Origin of the sequence: Chroococcidiopsis sp. [FACHB-1243] (assembly GCF_014696895.1) — a bacterium.
In the GTDB taxonomy this organism is placed as follows: Bacteria; Cyanobacteriota; Cyanobacteriia; order Cyanobacteriales; family Chroococcidiopsidaceae; genus Chroococcidiopsis.
In genome coordinates this window covers 1-18,203 of record NZ_JACJQX010000025.1, presented here as the reverse complement: position 1 = coordinate 18,203, position 18,203 = coordinate 1, and the positions used below count along the sequence as shown (strand labels likewise).

17 protein-coding genes are annotated in these 18,203 nt (G+C 46.5%); 4 read left to right on the top strand and 13 right to left on the bottom strand.

Annotated elements, in window-relative coordinates; genetic code table 11:
- Positions 1–9: 9 nt before the first annotated feature.
- The 9 genes from H6G17_RS18910 to dxs all read right to left on the bottom strand — a co-directional run bounded on the left by H6G17_RS18910 (position 10) and on the right by dxs (position 10,448).
- On the bottom strand, positions 10–705 hold the full coding sequence (locus H6G17_RS18910) for a hypothetical protein (protein ID WP_192159747.1): 696 nt from the start codon (positions 703–705) through the stop codon (positions 10–12).
- Between the two features lie 399 nt (positions 706–1,104).
- A complete protein-coding gene (locus tag H6G17_RS18905; RefSeq protein ID WP_192159746.1) occupies positions 1,105–1,608 on the bottom strand; it encodes a molybdenum cofactor synthesis domain-containing protein in 504 nt (167 codons plus the stop codon).
- 14 nt (positions 1,609–1,622) lie between these two features.
- Positions 1,623–1,958, bottom strand: a complete 336-nt coding sequence (gene psb28 / locus H6G17_RS18900; RefSeq protein ID WP_192159744.1) for a photosystem II reaction center protein Psb28 — start codon at positions 1,956–1,958, stop codon at positions 1,623–1,625.
- 120 nt (positions 1,959–2,078) lie between these two features.
- Positions 2,079–3,830 (bottom strand): tetratricopeptide repeat-containing serine protease family protein, encoded by a 1,752-nt coding sequence (locus H6G17_RS18895; protein WP_192159742.1) that lies wholly within the window; start codon positions 3,828–3,830, stop codon positions 2,079–2,081.
- 58 nt (positions 3,831–3,888) lie between these two features.
- The gene (locus H6G17_RS18890) at positions 3,889–4,743 is read right to left on the bottom strand and encodes a serine protease (protein ID WP_242038483.1); all 855 of its coding nucleotides are present in this window, start codon (positions 4,741–4,743) and stop codon (positions 3,889–3,891) included.
- Positions 4,737–5,405, bottom strand: coding sequence for a COP23 domain-containing protein (locus tag H6G17_RS18885; protein ID WP_192159740.1), 669 nt, complete (start codon positions 5,403–5,405; stop codon positions 4,737–4,739). The genes H6G17_RS18890 and H6G17_RS18885 overlap by 7 nt, the downstream gene beginning before the upstream one ends.
- A gap of 315 nt (positions 5,406–5,720) precedes the next feature.
- Positions 5,721–7,142: a serine/threonine-protein kinase gene (locus H6G17_RS18880; protein ID WP_192159738.1), complete on the bottom strand. Its 1,422-nt coding sequence runs from the start codon at positions 7,140–7,142 to the stop codon at positions 5,721–5,723.
- 149 nt (positions 7,143–7,291) lie between these two features.
- Positions 7,292–8,356, bottom strand: coding sequence for an S-methyl-5-thioribose-1-phosphate isomerase (gene mtnA, locus H6G17_RS18875; RefSeq protein WP_192159736.1), 1,065 nt, complete (start codon positions 8,354–8,356; stop codon positions 7,292–7,294).
- 181 nt (positions 8,357–8,537) lie between these two features.
- Complete coding sequence (gene dxs / locus H6G17_RS18870) at positions 8,538–10,448, bottom strand: 1-deoxy-D-xylulose-5-phosphate synthase (RefSeq protein ID WP_192159734.1); 1,911 nt, start codon at positions 10,446–10,448, stop codon at positions 8,538–8,540.
- Positions 10,449–10,821: 373 nt separating this feature from the next.
- On the opposite strand from dxs, the gene H6G17_RS18865 reads away from it, so the two are divergent.
- Together H6G17_RS18865 and H6G17_RS18860 are read left to right on the top strand one after the other, a co-directional pair.
- A complete protein-coding gene (locus tag H6G17_RS18865) occupies positions 10,822–11,712 on the top strand; it encodes a trypsin-like peptidase domain-containing protein (RefSeq protein WP_192159732.1) in 891 nt (296 codons plus the stop codon).
- Between the two features lie 156 nt (positions 11,713–11,868).
- A complete protein-coding gene (locus H6G17_RS18860) occupies positions 11,869–12,120 on the top strand; it encodes a hypothetical protein (RefSeq protein ID WP_192159730.1) in 252 nt (83 codons plus the stop codon).
- An 81-nt stretch (positions 12,121–12,201) separates the two neighbouring features.
- On the opposite strand, the gene cobS is transcribed toward H6G17_RS18860, so the two are convergent.
- The 3 genes from cobS to ftsH3 form a co-directional block, all read right to left on the bottom strand.
- Positions 12,202–12,954 carry an adenosylcobinamide-GDP ribazoletransferase gene (gene cobS / locus H6G17_RS18855; RefSeq protein WP_192159728.1) on the bottom strand — a complete coding sequence of 251 codons (753 nt, stop codon included), beginning with the start codon at positions 12,952–12,954 and terminating at the stop codon, positions 12,202–12,204.
- Positions 12,955–13,087: 133 nt separating this feature from the next.
- Positions 13,088–13,462, bottom strand: a complete 375-nt coding sequence (gene ebsA / locus H6G17_RS18850) for a type IV pilus biogenesis protein EbsA (RefSeq protein ID WP_106547096.1) — start codon at positions 13,460–13,462, stop codon at positions 13,088–13,090.
- A gap of 228 nt (positions 13,463–13,690) precedes the next feature.
- Positions 13,691–15,529, bottom strand: coding sequence for an ATP-dependent zinc metalloprotease FtsH3 (ftsH3, locus tag H6G17_RS18845; RefSeq protein ID WP_039716361.1), 1,839 nt, complete (start codon positions 15,527–15,529; stop codon positions 13,691–13,693).
- Between the two features lie 272 nt (positions 15,530–15,801).
- On the opposite strand from ftsH3, the gene H6G17_RS18840 reads away from it, so the two are divergent.
- On the top strand, positions 15,802–16,659 hold the full coding sequence (locus H6G17_RS18840) for an EamA family transporter (protein WP_192159727.1): 858 nt from the start codon (positions 15,802–15,804) through the stop codon (positions 16,657–16,659).
- 44 nt (positions 16,660–16,703) lie between these two features.
- Here the strand turns inward: H6G17_RS18840 and H6G17_RS18835 are convergent, their stop codons facing one another.
- Complete coding sequence (locus tag H6G17_RS18835; RefSeq protein ID WP_192159876.1) at positions 16,704–17,513, bottom strand: aminotransferase class IV; 810 nt, start codon at positions 17,511–17,513, stop codon at positions 16,704–16,706.
- 268 nt (positions 17,514–17,781) lie between these two features.
- Here H6G17_RS18835 and H6G17_RS18830 point away from each other — a divergent pair, with 268 nt between their 5' ends.
- Positions 17,782–18,036, top strand: a complete 255-nt coding sequence (locus H6G17_RS18830; RefSeq protein ID WP_015156119.1) for a DUF4212 domain-containing protein — start codon at positions 17,782–17,784, stop codon at positions 18,034–18,036.
- Positions 18,037–18,203 lie beyond the last annotated feature (167 nt).

Here is an 18,203-nt window from a genome sequence, read left to right as displayed (position 1 = left end):
GCCACAGAACTACATGAATCCGCCGCCAGCACCACCGCCGAAAGGATTGCCCCCGCCACCGAAGGGATTTTCGCCGCCGCCAGCACCACCACCGAAGGGATTTTCGCCGCCGCCAGAAGCACCACCGCCGAAGGGATTTTCGCCACCGCCAGCACCGCCGCCAAAGGGGTTTTCGCCACCGCCAGAAGCACCAACATTGCCGAAGACATCTTCAAAGCTGTCGATGCCAACTTCTTGCAACGAACCCCAAGGCGATCGTTGAAAGAGGCTATCCATATCGGTGCTGTCGCTCATCCCGGTGCTGTCACCACTACCCTCGCTACCTTCACTACCTTCACTAGCAGGGCTTGACTCCCCGCCAGATACCTGACTAAAATCCCATGTATAGCTACCGGAATCGCCAGTAGGCGATTGGTTAGCACCGCTATCACCAGTCAGAGAATCGCTTCCTTCTGGCGTGTCACCCCAAGGAGCTGAGTTTGTCCCTACAATGTTGTCTGAGCTTAACTGTTCGCCTTGTGGTTGACCGCTATCATCTGTGAATTGTATTGTCATATTCGTACCTACAGCAAAGGGTTCGCTACTATCACTTGGTGGGTTGCTATCAGAGGGAAGTTGCAATGTAATGTTCGATCCAACAGCAAAAGGTGTATCTTCACTATTGGTGGTGTTGCCACCGTTATTGTCGTTTTCAGACGTTGCCATTCAACACAAATCCTCTTACTTCTATGACTGAAATTGCCTAGAGTTCAAGCACAACTTTTTGCTAAAAATGTTTTTTGGTTAGCAATTTATAGGTACTTAAAAACTCAAGGATTGCCTTTTTACTTCTAGTTTTGGCACTTTAAGCTAGAAAAGCGTGAAAAAGAGAGCATAGCAAGCTCGACAATTTGCCCGATTGCAGTCAAATTACAAGCTTAATTCCATCAATAAAAATGCAACAACCGCTACACTATGCCTAGCAGTTTATGCAAGTTGAGAAAAGATTACTATGAGAAATATTTAGATTGACTTGTCAGTTCTTTTGAATGGTGGAGAGACAAAATTTTATGTTTCTACTTATATCTTTTGCTAGATGTCTGCGCATCTACCAACGATCGCCAACTACTTTTGTAACTGTCTGACTAAATGAGTCAACTCTGGCAAAATTAGCTTTTCCATTGCCAGTTGTACGGCGTTAGTAGAACCTGGAAGCGAAAAAATTAGTTTACCCTGATATACACCCGCGATCGCTCGCGAAGCTATGGCGCGGGAACCAATGTCTTGATAGCTCAGATACCGAAATAATTCGCCAAATCCTGGTAAAGTTTTCTCCAGTAAAGAGGCGATCGCGTCGTAGGTTGTATCTCTGGGGGCGATACCCGTACCCCCGTTAAAAATTGCCACATCTAAATCTACACGCTGGCTGAACGATTCTATCTGCGATTGAATTTGCTCTGGTTCGTCTTTAACAATCGCATAAAATCCCACAGTATGACGCGCTGCTACGAGCAATTGCTCGATTCGGCGACCGCTTTTATCTGTTTCTGGGGAACGGGTATCGCTAACGGTGATAACAGCACAACTGACTGTCAATCCTGGTATGTCAGGGTGAGGCTGATGTGTCACAGATTCCTAAAAAACTATGATTTGTTGAATCCCAAGCCGTGTTCGTTGGCGTATCTTTCCATAAACCGCATAAACCGATCCCACTCTTCGGTCGATTTCATCAGGTAGATCGCTTCAATGGCTTCTGGTTTGCCGTTGATAAATTTTCCTTTGACTTCGCGGGTCACGAGTTCCCCTTCTTCATCAATCAAGTACATCCCCGTCACTTCTTCATTGCTACCCTCACTCAAAATTTGGGGATTTTGAAAATAAAAAGTTGCCGTACCATTACTCCCATCTCGCGATCGCGTCAAGCGTACATCTGGGACTGTTTTTTCGGTAACACCTTTAGAAAACTGAATCTGAGCCATAATGACGATCTGTAAATTTCTATGATGAGTTGTTTAAGTATTTTCTCATCATTTTGAGCTACCTAACGCATCAGTCAGTGTAGAGACATTACATGTAACGTCTCTACACTGACTTAACCACTACCAAGTTGAATTGTTTTCGGATTGCGTTGGTGCGGCAGATTCGGGAACATTACCTGAATCAGTAGAGTTAGTGGGTTGAGTGTTGGTTGGTTGGTTTAGATTGGTGGAATTATCTGATGGTGAAGTTGTTGTTGGAGTCACTACAGGTGCGGGTACTGCGGGAATTACTGGCATTGCTTGAATGCTCTCAATTTTCTCCAATGCTTTTTGATAATTCGCGCTGTCGTTTTTTTGCTGGAATATGTTAGCAGCCAGCTGTAAGTCCTCGATCGCACCTTGGCGATCGCCTAAATCGCGCCGCACGAGACCTCGGTTGTAATGAGCTTCCGCGTTTTTCGGCTCTATACTGATGACTTTACTAAAATCATCAACTGCCCCTTGTCGGTCTCCCAAGCGGCGGCGGAGAATTGCTCTGTTGTTGTACACTGTCGTCCAACTAGGATCGAGATTTAAAGCATGGCTAAAATCATCCAGCGCTCCTTTAGAGTCTCGCAACATTGTCCGAGCCAAGCCACGATTGTAATATGCCCTAGAATTATCCGGTTCGAGCCGGACGACGCGATCGAAATCGTCAAACGTTCCCTGACCGTCTCCCATACTGCGGCGAATCGCACCGCGACTGTGATAGGCTTGAGCGTCGTTAGGAACGAGAGTGATGTAGCGATCGAAATTTGACAGCGCTCCCTGCTTGTTGCCCCGATTATAAAGAATCACTGCTCTTTGGTAATAAGCATTAGCATAGTTGGGGTCAAATTTCAGCGCTTGGTCGTAGTCTACTAGCGCCCCCTGCTTGTCTCCTTGGTCGTAACGGGCGTTTCCCCGTTGATAGTAAGCATCGGCGTAGTTGGGGTTGCGGGCGATCGCTTGGGTGTAGTTAGCAATTGCTCTCGATCGATCGCCGCGATCGCGTTCTACCGATCCTTTAGCGAAAAAGTCTGAAGCAGATTTGGGATTTTCTAACCTTTGAGCTGGTTTATCCGTACTGGGGGCAGTATCCACCGCGACTGCTGGAGCTTGAGGGATCTGCGATCGCATTGCCAAAAACGTATTAATCGGAATTGCCCCATTAAAGCCAGTTTTCATATTCACCGCCATCGTCGCGTCGCTCCCCTGCTGCTTCACGTCTACGCGATCGCTACCTCCCAACCCATGAATCCCAACGACGCGACCATCAATATCAAAGACAGGACCACCGCTCATTCCACCTTTTGTCACTGAGTTATAACGCAGTGTATAGCCTTCTGGCGCACTGCTGGGGCGACTGGTCACGAATCCCGGCGAAAAGACAAAATCGCGGTCTGCACCAAATTTCCGATCTAAAGCAGGGAAGCCCATGACAAAAATTTCTGCTCCTACAGGCACGTTAGACGGCGCTAGCTTGGCAACGGGGTATACAGCCGCACTACTAAATGTCACCAATGCCAAATCGGGTTCGTTCGGGCTTTTTTGCAATTTTTCCGTACTCACAACTGCATAACTCTGACCGTCATGAGTACGAATCGTATGCGGTGCAGGCATTAAAGCAACATGATTGCACGTCAGGACAGTGTAAGTATTGCCCTGCCGTTGAATAATCACTCCAGAACCGCCATCTTTAACTCCCATCGGAGGATTGACTTGCACCGTCATGGGACTGCCAATTTTGACAATTTCTTGAGGAGATAGAGCCAGCGCTAAATTATGACTCGTTACTAACACTGCTAAAGTTACCGTTCCGGTCAACAAAGGATAAGTAAAGTTTGTTTTCATAAATCAGTTATCAGTTATCAGTTATCAGTTAATTTTGACTTTTGACTTCTTCACGCTTCTACTTCAGTGCTTGCCAAAAAGCCGTGGCGGGGATTGCCCAGCTCAATGCTTCCATTTGCTGGTACATTTGCTCGGATGGTGCAGAGCCATCAGTAAATGTAAATGCACTAATACCTTGAGGCGGATATTTCAAGCGACCGTTGATTCCAATTAGTTGTCCTTTGCGATTTAAAACTGGTCCACCGCTCATCCCTGGATCGATCTCGTTGGTATAACCCAGTTGATACCCTTCCTGTAGAGATTTTTCTGGCAGCATTGCCACTTCACCATCCGTCACTCGTAAGGCTTTAATACCCCAAGTCCGAGTGTCTTCAACTGCATCCGCACTCGTCCATTGCCAATTAGGAAATCCGGCAGCATAGATGGAATCGCCGACAGCTACAGCTTTGGTATCGGCGATCGCCACGACTTGATATGCTGTTTTGCTGGTAAACTCTACCAAGGCTAAATCCGATCCAGACAATACAGGCGATCGCAACCGCTTGCCTACGTGCTTTTGTCCGTCTGCGGTTAGAATCGTGAAGCGCTCGTCCTCACCCTCACCCACAATGTGAGCGCAGGTCAATATGGTGTACGTTTCTCCTCTGTGCCGCACGATCGCGCCCGAACCTGTAGCAGCAGTGGCAAAAATTCGTACGGTCACTTGTCTAGCAACTACTGGCACTGCGATCGCTACGGCGGTTTCTGCACTTGTAACCTGACTCATCAGCATCGGCTGAGACTGCGATCGCGCTAAGGCTTGCTCGGAGTTTTTTAGTATAGAAATATACACCAACATTATAGCGATCGGTGTACTTACAAAGACTTTAACAATCAATTTACCTCTTGCCTCTCGCCAACTACCAATTACCAACTACTATTTGCAGGAGAGTTACTAGGTTGCTGCACGGGAGATGCTTCGCTTGCGCCTGTACCTGCTGATTCGTAACCAGCTGAAAAAGCCTCCTCTACTGCTGCTTCCATATCAATAGCGCCAGTAGGTGCACTCTCACCTTCACCGCTAGCACTCTCACGAATTGCCGAATAGTCGGCACGCTGACCGAAACGCAGCAAATTAGCTAAAGCTGCACCAGGGTTTTTAGCATTTTCTGGAGAGAGAGTAAATAGTGTATTGCTTGTATCGCACCTAGCGCCAGAATTGACATAACAGATAACTGTCTCATTTTTAATGATTCCAGTTGTCAGTAGTAAATTACTTAGTCTCCCACCATTCGCGGCAACTGCTTTAGTCAACTTCTGGGAAACTAGCTGACAGCGTTCTTGAGGCGTATATTCTGCACTGACTTGTCTTTGCCAGGTAATCATTGGTGCAGAGCGTTGATTTCCCCTAGCTGCAACCGTAGCAAAGCCATTCCCAGAACGGACGCAAACAAAAGTGGTTGCCTGATTGGAGGTATTTTGTGGAGATCCTTGACTACGACTGGTATTCTGCGCCCCTACTCGATCCTGAAATCCTATGACACTGGCAGATGTCACGCTAGCTACTAAAACAAAGATTGGAAATTTGAATTTCATGAGGAACTTTTTTAATTATCAGTTATCAGTTATTCAGTGTAGAGACGTTACATGCAACGTTTGTACCAAGTTATCGGTTAATTCCGACTTACGACTTATGACTTCCTTTACACTACTCACTCTCTATACAAACTGACATCTTAAATTTTCGTGAAATGTCTCGAATAATTTATTCAATTTTTCTTAACTTACATAGAAAATAGTACCTTTTTTCTACCTATCCGCAGGAAATTTAAGAATTTTTTGATTATTTTTCGTAAATTATTATACTTTATTTGTATACGTATTTTAAGGAGCTATGGCGCGATCGCTTACTTACCACGGTTCCAGCGGTTGTGGTGATGTGGGTGGAGTTGAAGGGGTTTGAGTTGGAGGCTTGGATTGAGGTAGCAAAAAATACAAATAGAAAATGCCAGCCACAAGTGCCACTCCTGCTACTCCTAACACAAAGCCCGCACTAGACAATAACCATAAGTTTCTTCTAGTTCTTTGTGGTTCGCGACTATTTTGCTCAACAGGAGGGTTTTGCAACTGAGTTTGGCTCAACTGTTGCGCTCGTCTTGAGTCGATTCGATTCGAGTTTATGGCATCGGTACGATGAGCTGGCGGCGTATATTGCTTGGGTTGATGTTGGTGCAGATCGAATATGCGCGTTTGAGGAGTCTGAGTTCGATTGGACGAGGGGGGAGTTACTGACGGCGGTGTAGGCTTTCTCTCATCTGTAGCTGAGTTTGCCGAATTTGGGGCGATCGCCTCCTTGGTGGGTTGAGAATGGATAAAACCAGCAGTATGCCCCAAAGAAGTTGGTAGCACGGATTGTAGTGCCGCACTCAATTCCATCACTGAGCCAAAGCGTTGCTCTGGTTGCTTGTTTAAACAGCGCATGACAATTGCTTCTAGCTCGACCGACAAGTGGGCGCATTTAGGTTGCGATCGCAATGATTGAGGCATTTGGGAAGTGTGGGCAATTCCCCATGACACGCCACTTGTTTTGCGGGCTTCAGTTCCGAAGCCAAATGGATCGGAACCACTGAGCATCTCGTAGAGAATCATCCCCAAACTGTAAATATCTGCCCGTCCATCGATATTTTTCTCTATCTGTAACTGTTCCGGTGCAGCGTAGCGGAACGTACCCAAGAACGTACTGGTCAGGTTAGTTAACTCTAGTGCTTCATCGCGGATTTTAGCAATTCCGAAATCGAGAATTTTGACCAACTCTCCCAAAGCGGTTGGAATCAGAAAAATATTATCGGGTTTGAGGTCGCGGTGAACGATTTGGATCGGATCGCTCGTGGTGACAACTCCCTCACGCCGAATCCTAACACCTTGGTGAGCAAGTTGCAGTCCCGCACAGACTTGACAGGCAATTTCAATCGTTCGTTCTACAGGCAATCGTGTCTCTCGTCGTAGGAGTTGACCTAGCGTTTCGCCAACGAGGTATTCCATCACGTAGAAAGGGTATCCCTCTTCCGTCACGCCGTAGTCACTAATATCGACAATATGGTCGCTTTTGAGGGCAGCACAAAGCATCGCCTCGCGCTCAAAACGTTTATGCAATGGAATCGAGACAGCGAGCGTGTCTCTCAGTAATTTCAGCGCTACCTCCTGTCCCAGCCGCGTATCCATAGCTAGATAAACGTTACCCATCCCACCCGCACCGATGCGCTGTTCTAGATAATAGCGTCGGCAATCGCCAATAAAACGACCGATCCAGGGATCTGAGCTTGAAGTGTTCATCAAGAAGGTGGTGCGTTGTGCGTGGTGCGTGACAAATGATTGTAGGGTGAAGGGTGTGGGGTGTAGGGAATTTTAAATTTTGAATTGTGAATTTGTAGTTGCTCCCCCAGCTCTCTTTCTCCCTGCTCGTGCGCTCCCTGCTCCCTTTCCTATGCTACATATTTATGCTGTAACTCTTGCTGCAACTGACTGGGAGAAAAAGCCCCATGCTCGGTAATAATTGCTGTAATCAAATGAGCGGGAGTTACGTCAAAAGCTGGGTTGTAAAATTCCACGCCTGCTGGAGTCAAGATAGTATCGTCAATCTGATAGACTTCAACCGGATCGCGTTCCTCAATTGGGATTTCTCGACCAGTTGCGATCGCAAAATCAATTGTTGCTACGGGTGCGGCAACATAAAAAGGAACGTCATGTGCCTTAGCTACCAGCGCTAAGCTGTACGTGCCAATTTTATTTGCTGTATCGCCATTAGCGGCGATGCGGTCAGCGCCCACCACAACGGCGTGAATCATACCTTGCTGCATACAGTGGGCAGCCATACTATCTGTAATTACCGTAACGGGTATCCCTTCCTGGACGCATTCCCAAGCAGTTAGTTTTGCCCCCTGGAGACGAGGGCGAGTTTCATCGGCATAGAGGCGCGATAACCTACCACAAGACCAAGCAGAACGCACAACACCCAAAGCCGTACCATAACCTGCGGTTGCTAAGGCTCCAGCATTGCAATGAGTTAAGAGATTGAGTTGAGCGGGAGTTTTTGGCAAGAGTTCCAGACCGCGATCGCCAATTGCCTGACAAGTTTGTAAATCTTCGGTTTGAATTGTCTGTGCTGTAGTTAACAAAACTTGGCGAATTTCCTCAACCGTGCCGATCGTTTCGTAGGCAGTTTTTAACATGCGAGAGATCGCCCAAAACAAATTTACCGCTGTCGGACGGGTTGTTCGCAACATCTGAGCCACTTGCTCTAGCTGCGACAAAAACTGCTCTCGATCTTGGGTTTCAATCTCCCGCGCCCCCAAGTACATACCGTAGGCAGCAGCGATGCCGATTGCTGGTGCGCCTCGGACAATCATCGTTTTGATTGCCTGCGCCATATCTTCACAGCGATGAATTTCCACAAAGGCATACTCGGCTGGCAAGTGCGTTTGGTCGATAAGTAAAACCGAGCCTTCGTACCAAATTACAGGGTAGACGTGGGTAGGACTAGAGATCATAAAGAGCTAGGGGCTAGGGAAAAGTCAAAAGTCAAAAGCCAGGAGAAGCTGGATATAAATTCTTATATATCACTACTCACTACCTACTCTACTCACTCATAACAAATGACGAATGAGGAATGACTATTTACCAATTACCAATATAAAAAAGGTGGGCGATCGCCCACCTCAAAATCAAAAATTACGAACCTACAGGAGATAACTGCTGGCTGAAGAACGCTTGACGCACGGTTTCAGCAATTTGCGGACTGGTCAAACCCAAATCGGCTTTCGATTCATTTGGTTCGGCGTGATCTACCAAAGTATCTGGTATGCCAATTCGCTTGACAGGAACGACAACATTTGCATCGAGTAAAGCTTCGGCTACCGCAGAACCAAACCCACCCATCAAGCAGCCTTCTTCTAGAGTCACGACGCGCCCGATTTGTTTTGCCAAAGGTAGAATTAGCTCTGTATCTAAAGGCTTAGCAAAACGAGCGTTAATCACTGTTGCTTCAATCCCATGTTCGCGCAAAATTTCTGCGACTTGCATCGCAGGGTGAACCATCGCACCAAAACCAATCAGTAAGAGATCGTCCCCATGTCTGAGGATTTCCCCTTTCCCAATTGGCAAGGATTCCCAACCTTCCTCCATGAGGGGAACGCCGTAACCGTTACCGCGTGGATAACGCATGGCGATCGGTCCATCAGTGTAGTTAACTCCAGTAACGACCATCTGCTGCAACTCAGCTTCGTCTTTAGGAGCCATCAAAACCATGTTGGGCAAGCAGCGCAGGTAGGCAATATCGTACATACCTTGGTGCGTCGGACCGTCAGACCCCACAATTCCCGCCCTGTCCATACAGAAAAAGACGGGTAGATTTTGGATGCAGACATCGTGGACTATCTGATCGTAGGCACGTTGCAAGAAAGTCGAGTAGATAGCCACTACAGGACGCATTCCCTCACAAGCCAAGCCAGCGCCTAGAGTGACGGCGTGTTGTTCGGCAATCCCAACATCGATATATTGCTTGGGTAACTTGCTGGCAAGTTTATCCAGTCCCGTACCAGTTGCCATCGCTGCTGTAATCCCAATAATTTTGGGGTTATTTTCGGCTAGTTTAACCAAAGTATGAGCAAAAACTTTAGAGTAGCCAGGGGGTTTGGGCTTGCTGGAGGGTATGGCTTTACCCGTTGTCAAGTCGAAGGGCGATTGGGCGTGGTATCCCACTTGGTCTTTTTCGGCAATCTCGTAACCTTTCCCTTTAACTGTTGCAACGTGGACGAGTACTGGTCCTTGGATGTGATGTGCTTGCTCGAAGGTCGCAATCAATTCTGCCAGATTATGACCGTCTACTGGTCCGAGATAGGTGAATCCGAGTTCTTCGATAATTGCTCCAACTTTTGACACGGCTAACCGCTTCATGCCACCCTTAAGCCGATGCAATTCGGGGGTGAGAGATTCGCCAACAAAGGGAATGTGTTTAACTTGTTCTTCTAAATTATCGGCAAGAAACTGTACTGGTGCAGAAAGACGCATTTTATTTAAGTAACGAGAGATTGCACCAACATTCGGTGAAATTGACATCTCGTTATCGTTCAATATCACGAGTAAATTTGTCTTAGGCAAGTGTCCGGCGTGGTTGATCGCTTCAAGTGCCATACCACCTGTTAGCGCTCCATCACCAATAATTGCTGCGACTTTAAATTTATCCCCTTTGAGATCTCGTGCCAGTGCCATTCCCAGTGCAGCAGAAATACTCGTAGAAGCATGTCCCGCGCCGAAATGGTCGAATTTGCTCTCACAGCGCTTGAGATAGCCAGCGACTCCATCTTTCTGCCGGAGAGTGTGAAACTCACTGTATCGACCAGTAATCAGCTTGTGCGGATAGGCTTGATGCCCGACATCCCAAATCACCTTGTCGCGATCGAGATCTAATGTATGATATAGCGCTAGGGTCAATTCCACCACGCCTAGCCCTGGTCCCAGGTGTCCGCCACTAGCGGCGATCGTTTGCAAGTGTTTTTCGCGAATTTGACGAGCAATCTGTTGTAATTGACGAATCGACAAACCGTGCAACTGATTAGGATGGGTGATTTCACTCAGGTGCATATTGGGTGTTCCCTCTGCGTTGCGTCTTGTGCTTCACCGCTCGACTATTGCCAACTGTCTTGGGTGGAGTCGTAGTGGTGAAGTATGTATTCCTTCCTCAATGTAAAAGATTTCGGGTGCAATGCATATTAGTAAATATTTTCTGTTCGGAGATTTACCGCGATCGCCCTCTCTGCTATACCTTAAATTCACATCCTACAGGTTATACCCGAGTTTTAGTCATTAAATTGACATAAAAAGTTGTTGCCTTGCCAAGGCTTTAACTCTACTGTAAAGATTGGGTAAATAGCTAGTAGAGGGTAGGGAATATGTCATCTACCTTATGTATTAGCTTTCATCCACAAATTAAGGATTATGGATGAAGGTACTCTTTATGAGTAAAAATCTTAATTGCTTAAAGTTTTTGACGAAAAACCGTAGGTTAACTGCAAGTATCTTATCAATTGGTAGTTGTTTGGGAGCGATCGCAACCACACTCGAATCTGCAAGAGCAAATATTATTGGGCAAGATGACCGCGTTTTGCCTGCGTATGAGTGGTTGACAGTAGCACCTCGTAAAGCAGTGGGGCAGTTAGAAACTCAGAGGGCAGATGGACAATGGGGACTTTGTACTTTCACCGTTGTCGGTCGTAATATTGGATTGACAAATAGCCATTGTGTATTGGACGAACAAGGAAGGAGACCAGTACAGGCTAAAGCCTATATCGTACGCTATGGAACGGCTCAATTAACTGTGGCAAATGTTGACGCTTACTGGACAGGACTGACAGCTTTTCCAAAAAACATCGAAGAATGGAGACGAGATTGGGCAATTATTCGGTTTACTACAAATTTAGGAGACAGCACGGGTTGGTATGGTAATCTCGGTTGGAATGCAAACGATATAAGCAATGCTGGAGCCACTGTTGTAGGTCAGCCTACAAACTACATCGGTTATCCTACTGATTGGCCCACAGATCCGGCTTTGAAAGATTATCAAGGGTACTTACCAGCCTTGCAAGCTGGCTGTAATATTTTGAGCAAAGATCCACAGGTAGAACTCCTCTTACATGACTGTGACATCATGAAAGGAACCTCCGGTTCGTCTCTGTTTTCTGCGGTTTCAGAAACAGACTTTCGGACTATGGCTTTGAATAACGGTTTCTTAACGTTTCCTGACGGCACATCAATTAGTACAGCCGTACCTCTAGAGCGGTTTATGCCAGCTATTCTCAAACTGAGAGCCACAGGAGCAACTAACGACACCGTAGTCCCCGTTCCATAGGTTACCTCGATCGCCACAATGATAAACAAGCAAAACCAATACTTACTATTATTAGGGTTAGTTACAACATCGATATCTGTTGTTGCAACCGCATTTATCTCAAGTGCTAGTGCTAACGAGCTACTCTGTTACCTTCAAACTCGGGATGGTAAACAAGTGGATCTTTCTCAAATGTGCAACAAGAAGACATCTCCCACTCCCGCTAAACCTGAGACTACGAATACAAGTCATCCTACTACCGCTCCTAGCAATTTACAAACAGCTCCTAACCAGTCCAAAGTTCCTGTTATCGATCCCAAAATGCCAGCCAAGGTTCCTCTCGTCCTCAAAGACAAACCATCTGCATTGTGGAACTCCGTTCCCGATCTACCTTATCCCGCCATCGAAGGACGGACAATTCGGCATTAAATGAGTAGCTAGTGGCTAGTGATTAGATTCTATCTCTAGTCACCAGCCACGCTTTCACTAGTCACTCTCTACTGATAACTGTCAAAAAGCTGTCAACAAGCACAGAAACAAAGCTTCCGTCCATTCAACCACTGCGCCGTAGGTATCTCCCGTGTGACCGCCTAACTTATAATTGAGCCAAGCTCCAGTTACAATCGCGATTGCGCTGCCACCTAATGCCATAGCCAGCGATGCTAGGAGACGATCGCGGTTTAGCAAGATTTGTACTCCACTAAGACCGAGTAATAATAACAGTCCTGGGAATAAATCCCAATAAGACCGAATCGCTGCTTTGTGCAATGCTCCTTTCCCTGTAGGTTTGAGATAAGGATAACAGGCGATCGCGACTTGTTGTCCCCATCGTCCCCAACCACAAGCTGCCATCAATATTAGAGGGCGATAAGTATCGAGATCGGTTAAGGCTGATAATTTTAATAGTAGGATGGCGATAGCAACCATTGCTCCAAACGCACCTGTAACGCTATCTGCCATAACTTGTAAGCGTCTTTGCGGGTCTTGTACTGCCAAGCCATCAGCAGTATCCATTGCTCCATCTAGGTGCAGTCCCCCAGTAATTGCTATCCAACTCACAACAACTACAGCAGTGCGAGTTAGTATGGGTACGCCTAATAAAAATAAGCCCAGATCTAACAATCCCAGAATTCCACCAACAATCAAACCTACCAGCGGTACAAGACGCGCTACGCGCTGAAAGTCTAAATTCAACTTAGGGATGGGCAGACAAGTATAAAATGCGATCGCTGCTAGAAAATCTAATCCAAGTTTTAATATCACAATTTACAAGTCTCCCTTTCTAAAGGGAATTGAGGGGGATATAATCTATGTTCTCACCCTCATGCGATCTCGCCACCAATTATCGATCGCTAGCAGCTAATTGCTCAGAACTACTCATAAGAATAACTGTTTACTATTCTTCAATACGGAGGAGTTTGCGGTAAAAAGGTTTAGAAAAATCTGTACTGCGGCTGCGCTGAAAATTGAGAATAACATCAATTAAATGATCGATATATTCCGAGCTTTGCATTAGCAACTCGTAACTCAACTCGGCGTTACCATCAAATTGTAGCCGACACCGAATCAGGTCTGCTGGTAATGTGGAAATATTCCAAGTTGCTATAAAGGGAATACCATCCGCGCCTTCAATTCTACGCTGTCCTTCCATCACTCCTTTTTTAAACAAACTGATGGCAAGAGGTAAGATATTACGTTTATTGCCTTGAAAATATGGAAGGTAAACTCTTAATTCTTGCTGGTTGGCGGGTTGAAGTTGTTGAATAGACATAGATATTTAAGGGATAATAGTTACTGGGAGTTGGTAATAGGTAGTTGGTAGTTGTTGATAACTGACAACTAATAACTGATAATTGTTCGCTATTTTTCAGTATTCCCAGAAATTGCCCTATGACAACACTTACTTGCTGAAATAAAAAAGGTGAGCCTTGCCCACCCTACTATTGAAATAAAAAAAGGTGAGCCTTGCCCACCCTACTAATGTTGATGTTTTGAACAACTATGCGATCGCAGCTGTTCTAACATCGTTATTTGCTAACAACTCTTGCAATTCGTCTGCATCTACAGTTTCTTTCTCTACTAGCATTTGAGCTAGCCGATCTAGAATGGCACGGTTGTTAGTTAGGACTGATTTTGCTCGCTTGTAAGCGGTATCAACTAGCTGATGCACTTCTTCGTCAATGACGGCGGCTGTCTCTTCGGAAAAGTCGCGTTCGGCAACGATATCGCGTCCGAGGAACATATTACCTTGTTGACGACCGAGAGCAACCGGACCGAGGCGATCGCTCATACCAAAACGAGTGATCATTTGTCTGGCGACTCTGGCGACTTGTTGTAAGTCGTTAGATGCACCAGTGGTGACTTCTTCTTCGCCAAAGATAATTTCTTCGGCAATCCGACCACCTAAAGCTACAGCCATCTGATTTTCTAAATACGAACGGCTGTAAAGTCCGGTGTCCATCCGGTCTTCGCTAGGTGTGAACCAAGTCAAACCACCAGCGCGACCGCGAGGAATGATGCTAATTTTCTGTACGGGGTCGTAGTCTGGCATCAGCGCCCCTACTAAGGCGTGACCGGCTTCGTGATAGGCGACCAGTTGCTTGCGCTTTTCGCTCATCACGCGGTCTTTCTTCTCTGGACCTGCCAACACGCGATCGATCGCGTCATTGACTTCATCCATCGAAATTTCGCTCAGGTTACGTCTAGCAGCTAAAATTGCAGCTTCGTTCAACAGGTTCGATAGGTCTGCACCTGTAAAGCCTGGGGTACGACGGGCAATTCTGTCTAGATCTACGTCTTTTGCCAAAGTCTTGCCACGGGCGTGAACTTTGAGGATTTCCAAACGTCCGGCGTAATCGGGTCGATCTACAACGACTTGGCGATCGAAACGACCGGGACGCAATAACGCTGCATCGAGTACGTCTGGGCGGTTAGTTGCAGCAATAATGATGATTCCAGTATTGCCTTCAAAGCCATCCATTTCGGTGAGTAACTGGTTCAGGGTTTGCTCCCGTTCGTCGTTACCACCACCTAAACCAGCACCCCGCTGCCGTCCGACAGCATCGATTTCATCGATAAATACGATACAAGGTGCGTTTGCCTTTGCTTGCTCGAATAGGTCGCGGACGCGAGACGCACCCACACCAACGAACATTTCAACGAATTCAGAACCGGAAATTGAGAAGAAGGGAACGCCAGCCTCACCCGCTACAGCACGAGCCAGCAGCGTTTTACCCGTCCCTGGAGGTCCAACTAGCAATACACCTTTAGGAATTTTCGCCCCGACTGCGGTGAAGCGATCTGCATTTTTCAGGAAGTCTACAACTTCGTTTAATTCCAATTTGGCTTGATCGATTCCAGCCACATCGCCAAATGTTACCTGAGTTTGTGGCTCCATTTGCACCCTGGCTTTAGACTTGCCAAAGTTCATTGCTTGGCTGCCAGGACCATTTTGGGCGCGGCGTAGTAAAAAGAATAAGCCAACTAAAAGCAAGACGGGGACAAATAAGCTGCTTAGGGCTTTAAACCAAAAACCTTCATCGGTTTGAGGTAGAACCGCAATATCAACTCCTCTCTCCGTCAAGATCGAAATTAATTCAGGGTCATCGGGTAAATTAACGATGACTTGGCTGCCATCTTGAGGCTTGACAAGTGCTCTGGTGCGATCTGCACTAAGTCTGACCTGAGCAACTCTACCTTTTTCAACTGCTTGAATAAAATCGCTGTATCGCCATGTCTCTCGACTCTGAGGCTGTTTGTCAAAGAACGCCGTTCCCAGCGCAATGACCACAATTGCCAGTAATGCGTACAGCCCTGCGTTTCTCCACCGTTTATTCACCGAGGGTTAGCCTCCTAAAGCTTACGGGCAAGGGCGTTTTTTTCTTATGTTAATTAATTTTAATCTACCTTAGAAACTTGCCACTTGTCAGGTACCAATTATCAGTGACTGGTGACTGGTGACTGGCGGCTAGACATAACAATTCAGTTGCCAGCCACTAAGTGCTAGCCACTAGCCACTATTCTTAGGGGTGATTTGTTGCGGCGGCTGATGTTGAATTATGGTTGATTGGGGTTACGCGATCGCACTTCGATCGACGATGTTGGTGAACGATGAAAAAGATTGGTTTTCAGCCTACTCTATCGCCTACAAGTTTGGTGTTGCTGTCGATCGCCTCGACTCAGTTAGGTTCGGCGATCGCGAAAACGTTGTTTAGTACGCTCAGTCCTGCTGCTGTAGTGCTGTTACGGGTAGGTTTTGCAGCGGTGGTGTTGCTGGTGCTATGGCGATCGCAAATTAAGGGTATTCAGCGTCGGAACTACGGGGTGCTGATTTTATTTGGTTTGGCTCTGGGTTTGATGAATCTCTCATTTTATTTGGCAATCGAGCGGATTCCAATTGGCATTGCGGTAGCGCTGGAGTTTATTGGTCCTTTGGGAGTGGCGATCGCCAATTCTCGGCGCTTGCTCGATCTGTTGTGGGTGTTGCTGGCTGGATGCGGTATCGTGTTGCTGGCTCCAATTGGTGGTTTGAGTGTCAATCTGACTGGAATTATTTTGGCGCTGACGGCGGGGGGATTTTGGGCGGCTTATATTCTCCTTTCTGCTAAAGTAGGGCGGGTTGTCCCTGGAGGCGTGGGGCTGGCTTTGGCGATGGCTGTGGCGGCGATCGTCATGTTGCCAATGGGAATTGTTACGGGTGGCTCGGCGCTGTTAAATCCACAAATGCTATTTATTGGGTTTGGGGTGGCGATTCTGTCTTCGGCGATTCCATACTCGTTTGAGTTAGAGGCGTTACGGTGGCTACCTGTAAGGGTGTTTGGTGTGTTATTGAGTTTGGAGCCTGTGGCGGCGGCTGTTATTGGTTTTATTGTTTTGCGGGAAACTTTGGAGTTACGGGCAATAATGGCGATCGCGTTGGTGACGGTTGCGGCGGGTGGGGCTTCTCTTTATGGAAGTGGGAGAGGATAATGTCGCGCAAAGACGCTAAGGCGCGAAGAGGAAGGCATTGAGAGTTAGCCTATAAACAATTTGCGTAGTTGCTCAAAGGCTGGATGATGGGGGTTGTAGTTTAACTGATTCATTTTTTCTTGCCCTCGTCCCTCAAATACGGTATGGATGGGAATGAATTCTACTATGCTGTTGCTGTAGGCGATCGCTTCCATTTTTACAACTACGTCTGCTGTCCAGGGTTTTTCCATAACTGATTGATTTTGATTTTTGAGCCAGTCTATGAGTTGCGATCGCATCACTCCTGGTAAGATTCCAGCCTCTAATGGTGGTGTCCACCAGCTACCGTCTTGCCATCCCCACAAATTACCCGTGCTGGTTTCTAGCCAGTTACCGTTGGCATCGATAAGAATTGCTTCGCTGGCTGTCATGTGTTGGGCTTTTGTCTTAGCTAGCCACGCACCTAAGTAGTTACCTGTTTTATAGGTGGGTAGGAAGCGGTGAAATTCTTCTCCAGATACTAAGCTAGCTACCACCCCATGTCTTTGCTTTTCTGTCAAGTCCGTTGGTAGCGATCGCCCTGTTATCCACTCTCTGCCGTCAGGAAAGATTGTGACTCTTAATACGGGAAAATCTTGCAGTAAGATTTCCGCGCCTTGTCGGACTTTTTGCCAGTCTGGTTCTTGCCAGTATAGGAATTGAATGCTGGTGCGGAGGCGATCGCAATGCCTTTTCCAGTTCGTTAAGGGGCGATCGAGGGAGCGATCGTAAATTCTTAGTGTAGTAAATACTGTGGCTCCATACAGGAGTCCAAAATCGTCAATTGCTAACTCTATTTTGTTTGATTTAATTAAGTCGCCACTATACCAGAAAATCGCTGTTACCTCAGTTTAGTATTAGTAATTAAACTTTAATCTTTTTGGGAATTAGTTCAAAAATTCTTGTCAAAGAAAAACAAGCAATTTTTCCTCAATGAATAGTTTTCTTGTAAGGTGGGCAATGCCCACCCTACACTTAAAATTCCTACATTAAATGAGGACTGCTATAGATATGGATTGTTAAGTTTTAGGCAAATTTGACACTCAAAGCCTTGCGTTTTTACACCTTAATTCATATCATTTCACAAATTCAATTTATAAAACTATGGATAGAGATAGACAAGAAGCATACTGGCGGGCAAACACGGCTTTAATTCGGAATCTATTAATTGTTTGGGCGCTGGTATCCCTGGTGTTTAGCATCCTGTTAGCACAGCCGTTGAATGCAATCCGACTTGGAAGCGTTCCTCTAGGCTTTTGGATGGCACAACAAGGCTCGATCTTAACTTTTGTCGTCTTGATTTTTATCTATGCGTTTCAAATGGACAAGCTCGATCGCAAATATGGGATTAGGAAGTGAGGGGAAATCATGTCAGCAGAACTTTGGACGATTATTTTAGTTGCCCTCTCTTTCCTACTGTATCTCTACATCGGTTGGCGATCGCGAGTGAAAGACAGTTCCGGCTTTTATGTCGCTGGGCAAAATGTCCCCCAGATTGCAAACGGGGCGGCGACGGCGGCAGATTG